This window comes from Pseudomonas sp. FG98, assembly GCF_057808595.1.
In genome coordinates, this window is sequence record NZ_JBMDIJ010000007.1 from 115,413 (window position 1) to 132,951 (window position 17,539).

Genomic DNA, 17,539 nt, shown 5'->3' on the forward strand with positions numbered 1-17,539 from the left:
TTTCTCGATGCAAGCAGTACGGGGCTGGATGGCCCGTTATGTTCCCCTGGCGGGGCTTCTCGGCCTGTTCGGTGGTGCCCAGCAGGCCAGCGCCGGCGACTATGATGGCTCGCCGCAGGTGGCCGAGTTCGTCGGGGAGATGACCCGCGACTACGGTTTCGCTGGCGAGCAACTGATGGGCGTGTTCCGCGAGGTGCAGCGCAAGCAGGCGATCCTCGACGCGATTTCCCGTCCGGCGGAGCGGGTCAAGCCGTGGAAGGAATATCGCCCGATGTTCCTCACCGACGCCCGGGTTGCCCGTGGCGTGGACTTCTGGCGCCAGCACGAGGCTGCCCTGGCCCGTGCCGAGCAGGAATACGGGGTGCCGGCCCAGGTGATCGTGTCGATCATCGGCGTCGAGACCTTCTTTGGCCGCAATACCGGCAACTACCGGGTGATCGACGCGCTGTCGACCCTGGCCTTCGACTACCCGCCGCGGGCGCCGTTCTTCCGCAAGGAACTGCGCGAATTCCTTCTGCTGTCCCGCGAGGAGCAGGTCGATCCGCTGACCCTGAAAGGCTCCTACGCCGGGGCCATGGGCCTGCCGCAGTTCATGCCGAGCAGCTTCCGCGCCTACGCCGTCGACTTCGATGGTGACGGCCATATCAATATCTGGAACAACCCCGACGACGCCATCGGCAGTGTCGCCAGCTACTTCAAGCGTCATGGCTGGGTCGCCGGCGAGCCGGTGGTCAGCCGTGCCATGGTCCGTGGCGAGCGGGTCGACGAGGGCCTGAGCCCGGGCATCGAGCCGGTCAAGACGGTGGGGGAGTTGCGGGCACTGGGCTGGTCGAGTCATGATGCGCTGCGCGATGATCTGCCGGTCACCGCTTTCCGGCTCGAAGGCGACAATGGCCCCGAATACTGGATCGGCCTGAAGAACTTCTACGCGATCACTCGCTACAACCGCAGCGTGATGTACGCCATGGCGGTACATCAACTTTCCGACCTGCTGGTTCAGGCAAGGGGCGCCCGGTAATGCGCGAACTGTTCTCTGCAACATCCCTGAAACTGCTGGGCTGCGTCGCCGTTGGCGTACTGCTGGTCAGCTGTACCTCCAGCCGTCCGACGCAAAGCAGCGGCGGCAACGTCATCCGTTCCCAGCCGGGCCTGGACATCAACCGGGCTCACAAGGACGGCGCGCCCTGGTGGGACGTCGACGTGTCGAAGATCCCCGACGCCACCCCGACCGTGCACACCGGCAACTACAAGGCCAACCCGTACACGGTGCTGGGCAAGACCTACTACCCGATTCCTGACTCGCGCAACTACGTCGCCGAGGGCACCGCGTCCTGGTACGGCACCAAGTTTCACGGGCAGAACACCGCCAACGGCGAGGTCTACGACCTCTACGGCATGAGCGCGGCGCACAAGACCCTGCCGTTGCCGGCCTATGTGCGGGTGACCAACCTGGACAACAAGCGCAGCGTGATCCTGCGGGTCAACGACCGTGGCCCGTTCTATTCCGACCGCATCATCGACCTGTCCTACGCGGCGGCGAAGAAGCTCGGCTACGCCGAGACCGGTACCGCCCGGGTGCGCGTCGAAGGCATCGATCCACAGCAATGGTGGGCCCAGCGTGGCCGCCAGCCGCCGATGGTTCTGGATCAGCCACAAGTGGCCCAGACCACCTCGATCCCGGCCAGCACCGGGACGGTCGAACAGTGGACGCCGCCTCCGCAGCAGCACGCCGCGGCAGTCCTGCCGGTGCAGGTGGCCAGCAACAGCCTGCCGGCCAATGGCGGCACCTACCTGCAGGTCGGTGCATTCGCCAACCCGGATGCCGCCGAGTTGCTACGCTCCAAACTGAGCGGCATGGTCAGCGCGCCGGTGTTCATCAGTTCCATCGTGCGCAACCAGCAGACCCTGCACCGGGTGCGCCTCGGCCCGATCCGCAGTCAGGGCGAGGTGCAGCAGACCCAGGACAGCGTACGCCTGGCCAATCTTGGACAGGCCAAGGTAGTTACGGCGGACTGACCGGGGGGACTGGTCGGTTTGTCATGTAGCGGGGGCGAACAGCCATGTACAATGGCGGTTTTGCTCCAGGGCGCGACCCTTTGCCGCAGCCCGTTTTAACGTTTTGCCCCTCCGGGGGCATGAGCCCATTAGCGATTTCGAGAGACGGATGAACATCACCACCTTTGCCAAACGCCTTTGCCTGCTTGTTCCGCTGCTGATCGCTCCGGCTGCCTTCGCCGCCGAGCAGATGATGCCGTCGCCGCCGCAACTGGCAGCCAAGTCCTACGTGCTCATGGAAGCCTCCAGCGGCAACATCCTGGTCGAGAACAATGGCGACCAGCGCCTGCCGCCGGCAAGCCTGACCAAGCTGATGACCGCCTACATCGCGACCCTGGAGATCCGTCGCGGCCAGATCGGCGAGAACGATCCGGTGACCGTCAGTGAAAACGCCTGGCGTACCGGCGGTTCGCGGATGTTCATCAAGGTCGGCACCCAGGTCAGCGTCAGCGACCTGCTGCACGGCATCATCATCCAGTCCGGCAACGACGCCAGCGTCGCCATCTCCGAGCACATCGCCGGCAGCGAAGACGCCTTCGCCGACATGATGAACAAGACCGCCGGCGACCTGGGCATGAGCAACAGCCACTTCATGAACCCGACCGGCCTGCCGAACCCCGAGCACTATTCCTCGGCTCACGACATGGCCCTGCTGGCCCGCGCGATCATCCACGAAGACCCGGCGCACTACGCGATCTACTCGCAGAAGGAGTTCTTCTGGAACAACATCAAGCAGCCGAACCGCAACCTGCTGCTGTGGCGCGACAAGACCGTCGACGGTCTGAAAACCGGCCACACCGAGGAAGCCGGCTACTGCATGGTGTCCTCCGCCGTACGTGACGGCATGCGTCTGATCGCCGTGGTCTTCGGTACCAACAGCGAGCAGTCCCGCGCCGCCGAGACCCAGAAGCTGCTGACCTACGGTTTCCGCTTCTTCGAAACCCAGACCTTCTACCAGAAGGGCACCGAACTGGCCCAGGCGCCGGTCTGGAAAGGCACCACCAGCCAGGTCAAGGCCGGTCTGAAAGACGACCTGACCATGACTTTGCCTAAAGGCCAATTGAAGAAACTGGCTGCCAGCATGACCATGAACCCGCAACTGATGGCACCGATCGCCAAAGGTGACGTGATCGGTAAAGTCGAAGTCAAACTGGATGACAACGTGGTTCACAGTGCTGACCTGATCGCGCTGGACGCGGTCGAGGAAGGTGGTTTCTTCCGTCGGGTGTGGGATAGCATCCGCCTGTTCTTCTACGGGTTGTTCAACTGATAACGTGACCTGCCACGCCCCTGCCATCCAGCAGGGGCGTTGTTGCTGCCACGGCTTACGAGGCCGTTACTGCCATGAGCGAAGCTGACGTCAAGTCGCCAAAAATCGAATTTCCCTGCCCGGACTACGCCATCAAGGTGATCGGCGATACCGTGGTGCATTTCAAGGACACCGTCATCGAGATCCTCCGCAAGCATGCCGAGGTCGACATGGGTACCCTGGCCGAGCGCCAGAGCACCAACGGCAAGTACACCACCGTGCAACTGCACATCGTAGCGACCAGCGAAGACCAACTGCGCGATATCAACAGCGCCCTGCGCGCGACCGGTATCGTGCACATGGTGCTCTGATGTCCTGCATCGGCTTTCGCGACCTCGGAGTGCTGCCTTACGAGCCGGTACTCGAGGCGATGCGTCGTTTCACTGCCGAGCGCAAGCCTGGCAGTGGTGACGAAATCTGGCTGGTGGAGCATCCGCCGGTATTCACCCAGGGCCAGGCCGGCAAGGCCGAGCACCTGCTGGTACCGGGGGATATCCCGGTGGTGCAGACCGATCGCGGCGGCCAGGTGACCTACCATGGCCCTGGCCAGTTGGTCGCCTACCTGCTGCTGGACGTGCGTCGCCTTGGTTTCGGTGTGCGCGACCTGGTAACGCGCATGGAGCATTGCCTGATCGAACTCCTCGCCAGTTATGGCGTGGAGGCGGCGGCCAAGCCCGATGCGCCGGGTGTCTACGTCGATGGAGCGAAGATCGCCTCCCTCGGCCTGCGGATTCGCAATGGCTGTTCCTTTCATGGCCTGGCCCTGAACGTGGACATGGACCTTGCGCCTTTTCGCCGAATCAACCCCTGCGGGTATGCGGGGCTGGCCATGACCCAGCTGCGCGACCAGGCCGGGCCAATCGAACTCTCCGAGGTAAGGGCAAGGCTGCGCGGACAGCTGGTCAAGCACCTCGATTATGCTGAGCAGACGACCCTTGCGGGCGGAATCGACTGAATATGACTATTGTGCAAGAGCCGGTGCAAAGCACCGCCACCCCGGCCCCACGGCCGAAGGTTGAAGCCGGTGTGAAACTGCGTGGCGCCGAAAAGGTCGCGCGGATCCCGGTCAAGATCATCCCCACCGAAGAACTGCCGAAGAAGCCTGACTGGATCCGCGTGCGCATCCCGGTTTCCCCGGAAGTCGACCGGATCAAGCAACTGCTGCGCAAGCACAAGCTGCACAGCGTCTGCGAAGAAGCGTCCTGCCCGAACCTGGGCGAGTGCTTCTCCGGCGGCACCGCGACCTTCATGATCATGGGCGACATCTGCACCCGTCGCTGCCCGTTCTGCGACGTTGGCCATGGTCGTCCGAAACCCCTGGATGTCGATGAGCCGAAGAACCTGGCAATCGCCATCGCCGACCTGCGCCTGAAGTACGTGGTGATCACCTCGGTGGACCGCGACGACCTGCGCGACGGCGGTGCCCAGCACTTCGCCGACTGCATCCGCGAAATCCGCGCGCTGTCCCCGGGCGTCCAGCTGGAAACCCTGGTGCCGGACTACCGTGGTCGGATGGACGTGGCCCTGGCCATCACCGCCCAGGAGCCGCCGGATGTGTTCAACCACAACCTGGAAACCGTACCGCGCCTGTACAAGGCCGCGCGTCCGGGTTCGGACTACCAGTGGTCGCTGACCCTGCTGGAGAAGTTCAAGGAACTGGTGCCGCACGTACCGACCAAGTCCGGCCTGATGCTGGGCCTGGGCGAGACCGACGACGAAGTGATCGAAGTGATGCACCGCATGCGCGAGCACAACATCGACATGCTGACCCTCGGCCAGTACCTGCAACCGTCGCGCAGCCACCTGCCGGTGCAGCGTTTCGTGCACCCGGACACCTTCGCCTGGTTCGCCGAGGAAGGCTACAAGATGGGCTTCAAGAACGTTGCGTCCGGGCCGTTGGTGCGTTCCTCGTACCACGCCGACCAGCAGGCCCATGAGGCCAAGATCAAGCTCTGATCGCCAGCCCATGAAAAAGCCCCCGTACCTGTGAAGGTCGGGGGCTTTTCTTTGTCTGTCCGGGCCGAACCGCAGCGATGAGCATGGGTATCTACACATTTTCCGGTTTACCCAGACTACCCATGCAGCGCGGTCCAGGTAATTGGAGCTGCTTTAGCTGCGATGGACCGCACAGCGGTCCCAAAACCTGTCAGCTCGATAAGCCTGGAGAAACGCACCAGATCAGGCACTGTGAATCCGAAACAAGACTTGACCCGGGAATCGTGCGGGATGGCTTCAGGACCGCTATCGCGGTCCATCGCAGCTAAAGCAGCTCCTACCTGGACCGTGTCGGCCTTCGCTGGAGATGTGTAGATACCCGTGCAGCGATGAGGCCCGCAAGAAAAACACAGACCAGCAGGATCGATGTCGAGGCGGATGGCCTCATCGTCGGCAATGCCGACTCCCACAGGGTTCTGGGCCAGTCACAGTATTTGTGCTCGAAGCGGTCTCTGTGGGAGCTGGCTTGCCAGCGATGAGGCCCTGAAGAACTCAGCGAGTCCTGAGGCTATCCAGCAACCTATGAGTTGGATACCCATCCGCCGGCCAGCCACGCTGCTGCTGGGCAGTGCGAATGGCCTTGCGGGTATTGGCGCCAATGATCCCGTCGGCATTGCCCGCTTCGTGCCCGTTTGCATTGAGCAGTTCCTGCAATTCGATGCGCTCGCTGCGGCTCAGTGGCAGGTCATCCTTCGGCCAGGCGCCGCGGATGAAGCCGGAGCCTTCGAAGCGCTCGCTCAGCAGGCTGACGGCCAGGGCATAGGCCGACGAATTGTTGTACTTGAGGATGGCGCGGAAGTTGTCCAGGACCAGGAAGGCCGGACCACGATAGCCGGCGGGCAGCAACAGGGCGGCGGAAAGCTGCTCGCTGCCGGCCGGGACACGGCTGCCGGGAGGCAATTGCACGCCCAGGCGCAGCCACTCGGAGACGGGCTTGCGCAGGCTGCCATCGGCGATCCAGTAGTCGAAACCTTGCGGTACCGTCACTTCGAAGCCCCACGGTTCGCCACGTTTCCAGCCTGAGCTTTGCAGGTAGTGAGCGGTGGAGGCGAGGGCGTCGGCCGAGCTGTTCCAGATATCGCGGCGGCCATCGCCGTCGAAGTCCACCGCGTGGGTGTTGTAGGTGGTCGGGATGAACTGGGTCTGGCCCATGGCGCCGGCCCAGGAGCCGCGCATGGCTTCGGGGGCGATATCACCGTTCTGCAGGATCTTCAGCGCGGCCAGCAGTTGCTCCTGGGCAAAGACCGGGCGGCGGCCTTCGTAGGCCAGGGTAGCAAGGGAGCGGATCACCGACTTGCTGCCCTGGAACTGGCCGAAGTTGCTTTCCATGCCCCATACCGACACCAGCACGTCCCGCTCGACGCCATAGCGTTGCTCGATACGCCCCAGCAGCTCACTGTTCTGGGCCAGGAGGGCCTTGCCATTGCGCACCCGTACCGGCGACAGGGCGCCATCCAGGTATTCCCACACCGGGCGGGTGAATTCGGGCTGGCTGCGGTCGGCCTTGATCACGTCCATGTCCGGAGTGATGCCGGCGAACACGCGGTCGAACAGGTTTGCCGAAACGCCGGCCTGCAGGGCCTGCTGGCGGAAGCTGGCCTGCCATTGGGCGAAGGTCTGCTGTGGCAGGATCTCGATCTCGGCGGACGGGGTGGCCTGGGTGACGGCTGGAGCGGGCTGCACCGGTGCGATGGGCAGGGCATCGGCGGCGGTGGGGTGTTCGGCACAGGCGACGAGCAGGATGAGGCTGGAAGCAGCGCTCAACTGGCGGAATTGCCGGCGGCGGGGAAGGCGGAAAGGCATGCACTAATCCAGGTATTACGGGTCAGGTGACGACCATACCATGCCTGCGGTTTTCCTGCTTTCATGCGGCCATAAAGGAAGAAGCCTCCCAATCTCTCGATTGGAAGGCTTCGCGGCGGTAACTGCCTTTGCCCTTGTTAGGTCGTTCCTGGCGGCAGCGGAACAGTGGCTGGGCGACGATGGACTTGGCCTTGTTGGGCCGGGATTTTGCCGGTTTCTTGCTCATGGCGGGGATCCTGCCTGGGTGGATTTGCCGGGCACTATAGGACCGGCGAACGCCCACTGCAAGAGCGTCGACTCCCTACTCGGCAGGCAGCGCCAGGCGTTGTCCTGCCATCAGCAGCGACAGATGACTCAGGCTGGTCCACGGCGAGCCCTGGGCCTGGCCTTTGATCTGTGCATCGATGCGCTGGGCGTCGTGCAACAGTTGGCCCCAGCGTTGCGCCGAGTGGCGCTGCAGCGCCTTGCTCATCAGCGGACGACGCTTGTCCCATACCGGCGGTTTGGCCTGACTGAAGGCCTTCTCCAGCGGTACGCCCTGGCTGTATTGCTGGGCCAGTCCGGTCAGTACCCGCAGTTCGCGGGCCAGGGCCCAGAGAATCACCGGTGGTTCGACCCCTTCGCCGCGCAGCCCTTCGAGCATGCGCAGGGCATGGGCTGCTTCGCCATTAAGGACCGCGTCGACCAGGCCGAACACATCGAATCGAGCACTATCGGCCACGGCTCCCTGCACGGTTTCCACGGTGATGGTGTTGCCATCGGCGAGCAGCTTGAGCTTTTCGATTTCCTGGGCTGCGGCCAGCAGGTTGCCTTCGACCCGGGCGGCGATCAGTTCCACCGCATCCCGTTGCGCGGCCAGTCCGGCCTGGGCCAGGCGCTGGTTGATCCATTGCGGCAATTGCTGGGTGTCCACCGGCCAGATCTGGATGAACTGGACCTGCGAGCCCTCCACCAGCGCCTTGCCCCACTTGGTTTTCTGCGCGCTGCCGTCGAGCTTGGGCAGGCTGATCAGCAGCAGGGTGTCGTCGGCAGGGCGCGAGCAGTACTCGATCAGTGCTGCTGCACCCTTGTCGCCGGGTTTTCCCGACGGCAGGCGCAGTTCGAGCACGCGTTTCTGAGCGAACAGCGAGAGGCTGGCGCCGGCCTGGAGCAGGGTGCCCCAGTCGAAGTTGGCGTCGGCGCTGAATACCTGGCGCTCGTCGAAGCCTTGCTGGCGTGCGGCCAGGCGAATGGCGTCGGCAGCTTCCTGGCACAGCAGCGGGTCGTCGCCGCTGACCACATAGACGGGGGCGAGGGCGCCTTGCAGATGCTTGTTGAGTTGGGCTGGTGCGAGTTTCATAAAGAAGTCGGGGCGCCTGAGCGCCCCGTCCGGTCTCACTTGGCCGGGATTTCCAGCGGCGATTGCTGGGGTTGAGCGTCCTGGGCACGTTGTGCGGCTTCCAGGGCCGCGGCTTCTGCCCTGGCGCGTTCGTCAGCCTTGGCTTGCAGCTCTTCGAGCTGGCTCGGAGTCAGCAGTTGCAGGCGCAGTACCAAGTTGTGCACCAGGTCACGGCGCATTTCCTTGCGCAGCTGCTCGGCTTCCTGACCCGAGCCGGTCACGTTGTTGCTGTCGTGCAAGTAGATTTTGCGGACTTCCAGCTTGTCGCTGAGCAGCGGCATGTTGTTGCGACCCTGGATGTCATAGGACAGTTGGGTGGTCAGCTCATACTCTACCGAGCGGGCGGACCCGCCGTAGCTGGCTGCGCGCTGGGTTTCCGCTTCGTTGGTCAGGACCAGCTTGTACGGCGCGCCGCTGTGGACATCGACGCCGCTGCTGCGCAGCACGTCGCGCAGTTGGTTGACCGTTTCGCCGTAGGCGTTGCGGGCGTTCAGATCGAGTTCCTTGATCGCCAGCTCATTGGTGCCAGTACCGCGCAGGTGGAAACCGCAGGCGCTGAGCATTACGGCCAGGCCCATCACCAGCAGATTGCGTTTGATCATCTTGTTGCTCCCTGGAAACCTTGGGGGACTTGTCTGTGCGAGCGCCCCGCAGGGCGCTCGCTCCTGTCAGTTGGCGACGATGTTGACCAGCTTGCCGGGAACCACGATGACCTTGCGGATGCTCAGGCCCTCGGTGAAGCGCAGCACGTTCTCGTTGCTGCGTGCGGCGGCCTCGACTTCCTCGCGGCTGGCGCCGGCCGGCATTTCGATCTGGCCACGCAGCTTGCCGTTGACCTGGATGACCAGCTGAATGCTGTCCTGGACCAGCGCGCTTTCGTCGACGCTCGGCCAGCCGGCATCGATTGCCGCGCCCTGATGACCCAGGCTCTGCCACAGGCCATGGCTGATGTGCGGAGTGATCGGCGCGAGGATCAGGGTTACGGCCTCCAGGCCTTCCTGGATCAGGGCGCGGTCGGTTTCGGTCTCTTGCGAGGCCTTTTCCAGCACGTTCATCAGGGTCATCACCTGGGCGATGGCGGTGTTGAACTTGTGGTGCTGGCCGACATCGATGCTGGCCTGGCGAATCGCCGAGTGGGTGGCGCGGCGCACGGCCTTCTGCGCATCGTTCAGCGCGGAGAAGTCGGCCTTGGCCGGCAGGCCTTGACCTACGTGGGCCTGGGCCAGGCGCCAGACGCGGCGCAGGAAGCGGCTGGCACCCTCGACGCCGGAATCGGACCATTCCAGGCTCATGTCGGGCGGCGAGGCGAACATCATGAACAGGCGGCAGGTGTCGGCGCCGTAGGCATCGATCATGGCTTGCGGGTCGACGCCGTTGTTCTTCGACTTGGACATCTTCTCGGTGCCGCCGATCTCCACCGGCAGACCGTCGGTCTTCAGGCGTGCACCGATGATCTTGGCCTTGGCATCGCGTTCGATCTCGACGTCGGCCGGGTTGAACCAGTCCTTGCCACCGTTGGCGGCGACGCGGTAGTAGGTCTCGGCGACCACCATGCCCTGGGTCAGCAGGTTCTTGAACGGCTCGTTGGAGCTGACCAGGCCCTCGTCACGCATCAGCTTGTGGAAGAAGCGCGCGTAGAGCAGGTGCAGGATGGCGTGTTCGATACCGCCGATGTACTGGTCCACCGGCAGCCAGTGGTTGGCCGCTTTCGGATCGACCAGGCCACCCTCGTAGTTTGGCGAGGCGTAGCGGGCGAAATACCAGGACGATTCGACGAAGGTGTCCATGGTGTCGGTTTCGCGCTTGGCCGCGGTGCCGCATTTCGGGCAGGTGCACTCGTAGAACTCGGGCATGCGCGCCAGTGGCGAGCCGGCGCCGTCCGGCACCACGTTCTCCGGCAGGGTGACCGGCAACTGGTCTTCCGGCACCGGTACGTCGCCGCAGGACGGGCAGTGGATGATCGGGATCGGGCAGCCCCAGTAGCGCTGGCGGCTGATGCCCCAGTCGCGCAGGCGGAACTGGGTACGGGATTTGCCCAGCTCTTTCTTGATCAGGGCGGCTTCGATGGCGTCGAAGGCGCCAGCGAAGTCCAGGCCGTCGAACTCGCCGGAGTTGATCAGTTGGCCATGCTCGCCGTAGGCGGCCTGCCACTCGCTGCCGACTTCGTCGCCGGCGCTGGTGCGGACCACGGCCTTGATCGGCAGCTGGTACTTGCTGGCGAACTCGAAGTCACGTTCGTCGTGGGCCGGAACGGCCATGACCGCGCCGTCGCCGTAGTGCATGAGCACGTAGTTGGCGATCCATACTGGCAGCTTCTCGCCGGTCAGTGGGTGGCGAACCAGCAGGGAAGTGGCGACGCCTTTCTTCTCCTGGGTAGCGATGTCGGCTTCGGCGACGCTGCCGCTCTTGCATTCGTCGATGAAGGCTTGCAGCGCCGGATTGCCCTGGGCGGCCAGGGTGGCCAGCGGGTGCTCGGCAGCCACGGCAACGTAGGTGGCGCCCATCAGGGTGTCAGGACGGGTGGTGAAGACCTTCAGTGCGCCGGACTGACCGATGCTGGCCTCGTCGTAGGGGAACTGCACTTCCATGCCGCGGGACTTGCCGATCCAGTTGCGCTGCATGGTCTTGACCTGCTCGGGCCAGCCCGGCAGTTCGTCGAGGCTTTCCAGCAGCTCGTCGGCGTAGTCGGTGATCTTGAAGTAGTACATCGGGATTTCGCGCTTCTCGATCAGCGCGCCCGAACGCCAGCCACGGCCGTCGATGACTTGCTCGTTGGCCAGTACGGTCTGGTCAGCCGGGTCCCAGTTCACGGTGCCGTTCTTGCGGTAGATCACGCCTTTTTCGAACAGGCGGGTGAACAGCCACTGCTCCCAGCGATAGTAGTCCGGCTTGCAGGTGGTGACTTCGCGGGACCAGTCGATCGCCAGGCCCAGGCTCTTGAGCTGGGCCTTCATGTAGGCGATGTTCTCGTAGGTCCACTTGGCCGGTGCGACGTTGTTCTTCATCGCGGCGTTTTCCGCCGGCATGCCGAAAGCGTCCCAGCCCATCGGCTGCAGGACGTTCTTGCCCTGCATGCGCTGGTAGCGCGCGATCACGTCGCCGATGGTGTAGTTGCGCACGTGGCCCATGTGTAGCTTGCCGCTCGGGTACGGGAACATCGACAGGCAGTAGTAGGTGTCCTTGCCTGGCTGTTCACTGACTTCAAAAGACTTGTGCTCGTCCCAGTAGGACTGGGCGGCGGCTTCGATTTCGCGGGGCTGATAGTGTTCGTGCATGGCTACTTTGCGCTGAGAAATGGGAGACCTTATCCAGGCTGGCGTTACGCCGTTTCGCCCGGCAATCCGGTGTCAAGAGTGAACGCCGTAGCATACATGACCCCCAACGGTCGTGGGAAACCCTGATTGCATCGCCAGGTGGCGCCAGGGGCCGTTGGTCGCGGCGTCCGGCCGGTTTTGCGGGTGACGCTAAGCTCATTCGTGGGGGAGATGAATTTTATCTTCAATGAGGTGAACGGATGGGAGAGTCGCAGCAACATGCATCGCAACCGGAAATCTACGAACGCCTGATCGACCGCCTGGGATTGGCCCTGGATGTGGCCCGTACCTCGTCGCGATTGCGCGATGAAATGCCCGCCGAACTGGAATTGCGCGGCCTCAGCCGGGCCGAGTTCGACGTCATCAAGGCCTGGCTGGAAGCCGCTCCGGCACGGGGCCAGAAGATTTCCGTGGCATTACCCCCGGTAGAAACGCCCACCCCTGGCCGGGTCGTCTGGCTCAAGGATCGGAAACGTTCCGCCACAGCGCTCAAATCCAGAACGCTGCACTGCAAATAACCGTTCGGGATATCAACGGCGCAGGATGGAGTGCGCCACGCGGGATTCCTTGCTCTGACCGGCGCCTGGTTTTACCAGGCGCCGTTTTTCATTAGGCTTCCGGCACTTTCATGGAGATGCCCGATGCCCTTCCGTTTTTTCATCAAGCAATGGCTGATGCCGCCCGGTGTCCTGTTTCTGCTGCTGATCGCTGCCTGGTGGTTGCGCCGGTCCTGGCCGCGCACCGCGCGCCTGTGCTTTGTCGCGGGCCTGGGCGGGCTCTGGCTGATGAGTCTGCCGGTGGTGGTGCAGCACCTGGCGGCACGTATCGAGACTGTAGCGCCGCTGGCGATGAATGACTGGGCGAGCCTGGCGGGGCGGGCGGATGCCATCGTTGTGCTGGGTTCGGGGCGCGAACGTGGTGACCCGGCCTGGGGCGGGCAGGACCAGCCCACTGGCGTGGCCCTGGAGCGCATGCGCTATGCGGCGCAACTGGCCAAGGCCTCCGGATTGCCGCTGCTGACCACTGGCGGGCTGCACTATGGCTCGCCACCGAGCGAAGCGCGGCTGATGGCGGATTCGCTGCAACGGGATTTCGGTGTCCCGGTCCGCTGGCTGGAAGAAGAGAGCCGCACCACCTGGGAGAATGCCGAGCTGAGCGCGGCGATCCTGTTGCCGCAGGGCGTCAAGCGGGTGGTGGTGGTCACCCAGGCCTGGCATATGCAGCGGTCGGTGTGGAGCTTCCAGCGTGCCGGCTTCGAGGTGGTGGCGGCGCCGGTGGGCTTCATGGGGATCGACAGTGGGCGCCCGTTCGGTGGCTGGCTGCCGGACAGCAAGGCGATGTGGCAGAACGGTCAGCTATTCAATGAGGTGGCCGGCTTGATCGGTTATCGGCTGTTCTATTGAGCTGTAGCTGATGGCCTCATCGCTGGCAACGCCAGCTCCCACAGGATTCGCGGTGTATGCAATACCTGTGGGAGCTGGCTTGCCAGCGATGAGCATGGGTATCTACACATCTCGATCAAGCACAACACGACCCCCTGTGGGAGCGGCTGTTAGCCGCGATTGGCCGCAAAGCGGCCATAAAACCTGTGCACTCGGTGTGTCAGTCAGACCTGGGACTCAGGTTTTGCGACGGCTTCGCCGCCGATCGCGCGGTCCGGCGTCCCGGCTAACAGCCGCTCCCACAAGGTCCGCGTTGGGCATGGCAGAGATATGTAGATACCCATGCAGCGATGAGGCCCTTGAATACAGCACCAATCAGACTGTCTTGGCGATCCGGCTGGTAACCAGTGCCCAGCCCAGCAGCAAGGTGCACAGAATGATCAGCGGCCATGAACGCCATTGCAGATACGGCGTCAGTTGCTGCATCGGTACCACTTCGCCGTAGAGGATGGCCCGCTCGAACTGCGGGATCTGCGCGGTGATGCGGCCGAACGGGTCGATCAGCCCGGTAACGCCGTTGTTGGTGGCGCGGATCATCCAGCGCCCGGCTTCCAGGGCACGCATCTGCGCCATCTGCAGGTGCTGCAGCGGGCCGATGGACTTGCCGAACCAGGTGTCGTTGCTGATGGTCAGGAGAATGTCGCTGCGCGCCGCAAGGCTGGCGGCCAGTTCCGGGTAGACCACTTCGTAGCAGATGAACGGCGCCAACTGGTAACCCTTGGCCTGGAGCAGCGCCTGGTCGGCGGGGCCGCGGGCAAAGTCGGACATCGGCAGGTCGAAGAACTCGATCACGCCGCGCAACAGGTCCTGTAGCGGTACGTACTCGCCAAACGGCACCAGTTTCTGCTTCAGGTAAGTGCCGTCACCTTCGCCGATGGCGGTGATGCCATTGAAGTAGCGGCGTTGCCCGTGTTCGAACAGCCGTACCGGAACCCCGGTGATCAGCGCCGAATGCCGATCGGCGGCAAAGCCGCTCATCATGTCCAGGTAACCCTGGACACTGTCCTTGAACACCGGCACGGCGGTTTCCGGCCAGACGATCAGGTCCACCGGCTTGCTGCTGAAGCTCATGTCGCGATACAGCTCCAGCTGGCGGCGCAGTTCGCTGGGCTCCCACTTCAGGCTCTGCTCGATATTGCCCTGCAACGCCGCGACCCGCAGCGGTTCGCCGGACGGTACGGTCCAGGCATGGCCCTTGAGGGCGATGCCGAGCGCCCAGGGGCCGATCAGCAGGATCACGCCAGCGGCAAGGAAGGCCTTGCGCTGGCGCAGGCGGTGCAGGTTGCACAGCAGTGCGGCAGTCAGTGCCAGGGTGAAGGAGACCAGCCACATGCCGCCCAGCGGTGCGAGCCCGGCCAGTGGGCCGTCGAGCTGGCTGTAGCCGGCGTAGAGCCAGGGGAAACCGGTGAGGAACCAGCCGCGGAACGCCTCCTGGGCCAGCCACAGGGCGGCGAAGCCGAGGGCGTCGGCCAGTGGCGCTTCGTTGCGCCGCAGCCAGCGTGCCCAGACCCAGGCAGGCAGGGCGAAGAACCAGGCAATGGCGGCGAAGAAGGCCAGCATCAGTCCGCCGGCCAGCAGGGCCGAGGCACCACCGTAGTCGTGGATGCTGACGTAGATCCACCAGGTGCCGGCGGCGAACAGGCCAAAGCCGTAGTGCCAGCCGCGCCACAGCGCCTGGCGCGGGCTAAGCTCGCGCAGGCCGAGGTAGAACAGGCCCAGCGCCACCAGGGCCAGGGGCCAGATGTCGAACGGGGCCAGGGCCAGGGTGGTCAGGGCGCCGGCCGCCACGGCCAGCAGGTTACCGGGCCAGCCGGGGCGGGTGATCCAGCGCATGGTTGTCCTTAGCGGGTGATGGGCGTCAGGCGCAGCAGGTGTATCCGCCGGCTGTCGGCATTGAGGATACGGAAGCGATACGGCCCGATCTCGGTGGTTTCGTTGCGCTTGGGCAGATGGCCGAAGGCGCTCATGACCAGGCCGCCAACGGTGTCGAACTCGTCGTCGGAGAACTCGCTGTCGAAGAACTCGTTGAAGTTCTCGATCGGCGTCAGTGCCTTGATCAGGAAGTCACCGCTGGGCAGCGGCTTGATGTAGCTGTCTTCCTCGACGTCGTGCTCGTCCTCGATGTCGCCGACGATCTGCTCCAGTACGTCCTCGATGGTCACCAGGCCGGCCACGCCGCCGTATTCGTCGATGACGATGGCCATGTGGTTGTGGTTGGCGCGGAATTCGCGCAGCAGCACGTTGAGGCGCTTGGACTCCGGCACGAAGGTGGCCGGGCGGAGCAGGTCCTTGATGCTGAAGCTGTCGCCGTTCTCCTTGAGGATCAGCGGCAACAGGTCCTTGGCCAGCAGCACGCCGAGGACATCGTCATGGCTTTCGCCGACCACCGGATAGCGCGAGTGCGCGGCATCGATGATCGCCGGGAGGAATTCCCGCGGCGACTGCGAGGCCTTGATGCTGATCATCTGCGAGCGCGGCACCATGATGTCGCGCACCTGCAGGTCGGCGACCTGGATGGCGCCTTCGACGATGGTCAGGGCTTCGCTGTCGAGCAGCTTGTTCTGGTGGGCTTCGCGCAGCAGCTCAAGAAGCTCCTGGCGGTTTTTCGGCTCATGGGCAAAAGCCTGGGTCAGCTTGCCAAGCCATGACTTTTGCCCGTTGCTCGATCGATCTTCGCTCATGGCGGTTACTCGTGATCCTTGCTGATATCAGTGTGTGGGGTGTCGTCTTCGTCGTCGGCGTATGGGTCCGGATGACCCAGTTCAGCTAGCAACGTTCGTTCCAGTGCTTCCATTTCCTCGGCCTCATCGTCGTCGATGTGGTCGTAGCCGAGCAGGTGCAGGCAACCGTGGATAACCAGGTGCGCCCAGTGGGCCTCGAGGGCCTTGCCTTGCTCGGCAGCCTCGCGCTCGACCACCGCGACGCAGATCACCAGATCCCCCAGCAGCGGGATATCCAGCATGTCGTCGGGAACGTCGGCGGGGAAGGACAGTACGTTGGTGGCGTAGTCCTTGTGCCGGTAGGTGTGATTCAGTTCCCGGCCTTCGGCTTCATCCACCAGACGGATGGTCATTTCCGAATCCGCCGTGCGCTGGCGCAGGGCCAGCTCGCACCATTGGCGGAACAGGGCTTCATCGGGCGCGGACTTTTCGGTCGCGATCTGCAGGTCCAGTTCAAGCATCGCGTCGGGTGCCTTCGGCATTGGCCTGCTGGCCATCGAAACGCTCGTAGGCCTCGACGATGCGCTGCACCAGCGGATGGCGCACCACGTCCTTGGGCTGGAAGTGGGTGAAGCTGATGCCCGGCACATCCTTGAGCACCTGGATGACATGGGCCAGGCCGGACTTGGTGCCTTTCGGCAGGTCGACCTGGGTGATGTCGCCGGTGATCACGGCGGTGGAGCCGAAACCGATGCGGGTGAGGAACATCTTCATCTGCTCGACGGTGGTGTTCTGGCTTTCGTCGAGGATGATGAAGCTGTTGTTCAGGGTGCGGCCGCGCATGTAGGCCAGCGGAGCGATCTCGATCACCTGGCGCTCGATCAGCTTGGCCACGTGTTCGAAGCCGAGCATTTCATACAGCGCGTCGTACAGCGGGCGCAGGTAGGGGTCGATCTTCTGCGCCAGGTCGCCGGGCAGGAAGCCGAGCTTTTCACCCGCCTCGACTGCCGGGCGCACCAGCAGGATGCGTCGCACCTGTTCGCGCTCCAGCGCGTCCACCGCGCAGGCCACGGCCAGGTAGGTCTTGCCGGTACCGGCGGGGCCGATGCCGAAGTTGATGTCGTTGCCCAGAACTTCCTTGACGTAGCGCTGCTGGTTGAGCCCGCGCGGACGAATGACGCCCTTGCGCGTGCGCAGCGAAACGCTGACTTCGTTGACCGCCGGGTTTTCCAGCGCTTCGACGGAGGATTCCTGAAGATAGAGGTGAACCATTTCCGGCGACAGTTCGGTGGCCTTGGTCTCGCGGTAGAGACGGCGCAGCAACTGTTCGGCGGTGGAAGTGACCCGGGGCTCGCCGATCAGTTCGAACTGGTTGCCGCGGTTGCGGATCTCGATGGCCAGGCGTTGTTCGATCAGGCGCAGGTGCTCGTCGAACTGGCCGCACAGATTGGCGAAACGGTGAGCTTCGAAAGGCTCGAGAATGAAACGATGGGGTTCGATGGGTGCGTTCAAGGTTGTTTTAAGCCGCCCTTGGGCAAGAAATATGTCTTAAAGAATAACCCCGACTGCGGGGCCGCGAAAGC

The 17,539-nt window shown here is 63.9% G+C and carries 17 protein-coding genes; 8 read left to right on the plus strand and 9 right to left on the minus strand.

The genetic code is table 11. The annotated features are described in order from the left end of the window. The first annotated feature begins 7 nt into the window (after positions 1–7). From mltB to lipA, 6 genes are all read left to right on the plus strand, one after another. Positions 8–1,018: a lytic murein transglycosylase B gene (gene mltB / locus ACODSK_RS07760; protein WP_489015066.1), complete on the plus strand. Its 1,011-nt coding sequence runs from the start codon at positions 8–10 to the stop codon at positions 1,016–1,018. Further along, a complete protein-coding gene (locus tag ACODSK_RS07765; RefSeq protein WP_489015068.1) occupies positions 1,018–2,016 on the plus strand; it encodes a septal ring lytic transglycosylase RlpA family protein in 999 nt (332 codons plus the stop codon). The genes mltB and ACODSK_RS07765 overlap by 1 nt, the downstream gene beginning before the upstream one ends. Before the next feature lie 148 nt (positions 2,017–2,164). Continuing rightward, positions 2,165–3,325: a D-alanyl-D-alanine carboxypeptidase family protein gene (locus ACODSK_RS07770; protein ID WP_489015070.1), complete on the plus strand. Its 1,161-nt coding sequence runs from the start codon at positions 2,165–2,167 to the stop codon at positions 3,323–3,325. A 74-nt stretch (positions 3,326–3,399) separates the two neighbouring features. Next, entirely contained in the window at positions 3,400–3,675 is a 276-nt protein-coding gene (locus ACODSK_RS07775; RefSeq protein ID WP_489015072.1) for a DUF493 domain-containing protein, read from the plus strand. Continuing rightward, the gene (lipB, locus tag ACODSK_RS07780; protein ID WP_489015221.1) at positions 3,672–4,319 is read left to right on the plus strand and encodes a lipoyl(octanoyl) transferase LipB; all 648 of its coding nucleotides are present in this window, start codon (positions 3,672–3,674) and stop codon (positions 4,317–4,319) included. Before ACODSK_RS07775 ends, lipB begins: the two co-directional genes overlap by 4 nt. A gap of 2 nt (positions 4,320–4,321) precedes the next feature. Then, positions 4,322–5,320, plus strand: a complete 999-nt coding sequence (gene lipA, locus ACODSK_RS07785; RefSeq protein ID WP_489015074.1) for a lipoyl synthase — start codon at positions 4,322–4,324, stop codon at positions 5,318–5,320. A gap of 531 nt (positions 5,321–5,851) precedes the next feature. Here lipA and ACODSK_RS07790 read toward each other — a convergent pair. From ACODSK_RS07790 to leuS, 5 genes are all read right to left on the minus strand, one after another. Continuing rightward, positions 5,852–7,162, minus strand: a complete 1,311-nt coding sequence (locus tag ACODSK_RS07790) for a lytic murein transglycosylase (protein WP_489015076.1) — start codon at positions 7,160–7,162, stop codon at positions 5,852–5,854. Between the two features lie 61 nt (positions 7,163–7,223). Further along, positions 7,224–7,388, minus strand: a complete 165-nt coding sequence (gene arfA, locus ACODSK_RS07795; RefSeq protein WP_489015078.1) for an alternative ribosome rescue factor ArfA — start codon at positions 7,386–7,388, stop codon at positions 7,224–7,226. A 75-nt stretch (positions 7,389–7,463) separates the two neighbouring features. Beyond that, positions 7,464–8,501, minus strand: a complete 1,038-nt coding sequence (holA, locus tag ACODSK_RS07800) for a DNA polymerase III subunit delta (RefSeq protein ID WP_489015080.1) — start codon at positions 8,499–8,501, stop codon at positions 7,464–7,466. A gap of 35 nt (positions 8,502–8,536) precedes the next feature. Beyond that, entirely contained in the window at positions 8,537–9,142 is a 606-nt protein-coding gene (locus ACODSK_RS07805) for an LPS-assembly lipoprotein LptE (RefSeq protein WP_489015082.1), read from the minus strand. A gap of 66 nt (positions 9,143–9,208) precedes the next feature. After that, positions 9,209–11,815 carry a leucine--tRNA ligase gene (gene leuS / locus ACODSK_RS07810; RefSeq protein ID WP_489015084.1) on the minus strand — a complete coding sequence of 869 codons (2,607 nt, stop codon included), beginning with the start codon at positions 11,813–11,815 and terminating at the stop codon, positions 9,209–9,211. Between the two features lie 239 nt (positions 11,816–12,054). Between leuS and ACODSK_RS07815 the strand changes: the two genes are divergently transcribed. Next, positions 12,055–12,372 (plus strand): hypothetical protein, encoded by a 318-nt coding sequence (locus ACODSK_RS07815; protein ID WP_489015087.1) that lies wholly within the window; start codon positions 12,055–12,057, stop codon positions 12,370–12,372. Between the two features lie 123 nt (positions 12,373–12,495). After that, positions 12,496–13,257 (plus strand): YdcF family protein, encoded by a 762-nt coding sequence (locus ACODSK_RS07820; protein ID WP_489015089.1) that lies wholly within the window; start codon positions 12,496–12,498, stop codon positions 13,255–13,257. Between the two features lie 354 nt (positions 13,258–13,611). On the opposite strand, the gene lnt is transcribed toward ACODSK_RS07820, so the two are convergent. Genes lnt through ACODSK_RS07840 form a run of 4 tightly spaced genes read right to left on the minus strand, consistent with a single transcriptional unit; the run spans position 13,612 to position 17,468 of the window. Next, complete coding sequence (gene lnt / locus ACODSK_RS07825; protein ID WP_489015091.1) at positions 13,612–15,129, minus strand: apolipoprotein N-acyltransferase; 1,518 nt, start codon at positions 15,127–15,129, stop codon at positions 13,612–13,614. A gap of 8 nt (positions 15,130–15,137) precedes the next feature. Continuing rightward, positions 15,138–15,977, minus strand: coding sequence for a CorC family transporter (locus ACODSK_RS07830; protein ID WP_489015093.1), 840 nt, complete (start codon positions 15,975–15,977; stop codon positions 15,138–15,140). A 5-nt stretch (positions 15,978–15,982) separates the two neighbouring features. After that, entirely contained in the window at positions 15,983–16,477 is a 495-nt protein-coding gene (ybeY, locus tag ACODSK_RS07835) for an rRNA maturation RNase YbeY (protein WP_489015095.1), read from the minus strand. Next, positions 16,470–17,468, minus strand: coding sequence for a PhoH family protein (locus ACODSK_RS07840; protein WP_489015097.1), 999 nt, complete (start codon positions 17,466–17,468; stop codon positions 16,470–16,472). The genes ybeY and ACODSK_RS07840 overlap by 8 nt, the downstream gene beginning before the upstream one ends. Between the last annotated feature and the right edge of the window lie 71 nt (positions 17,469–17,539).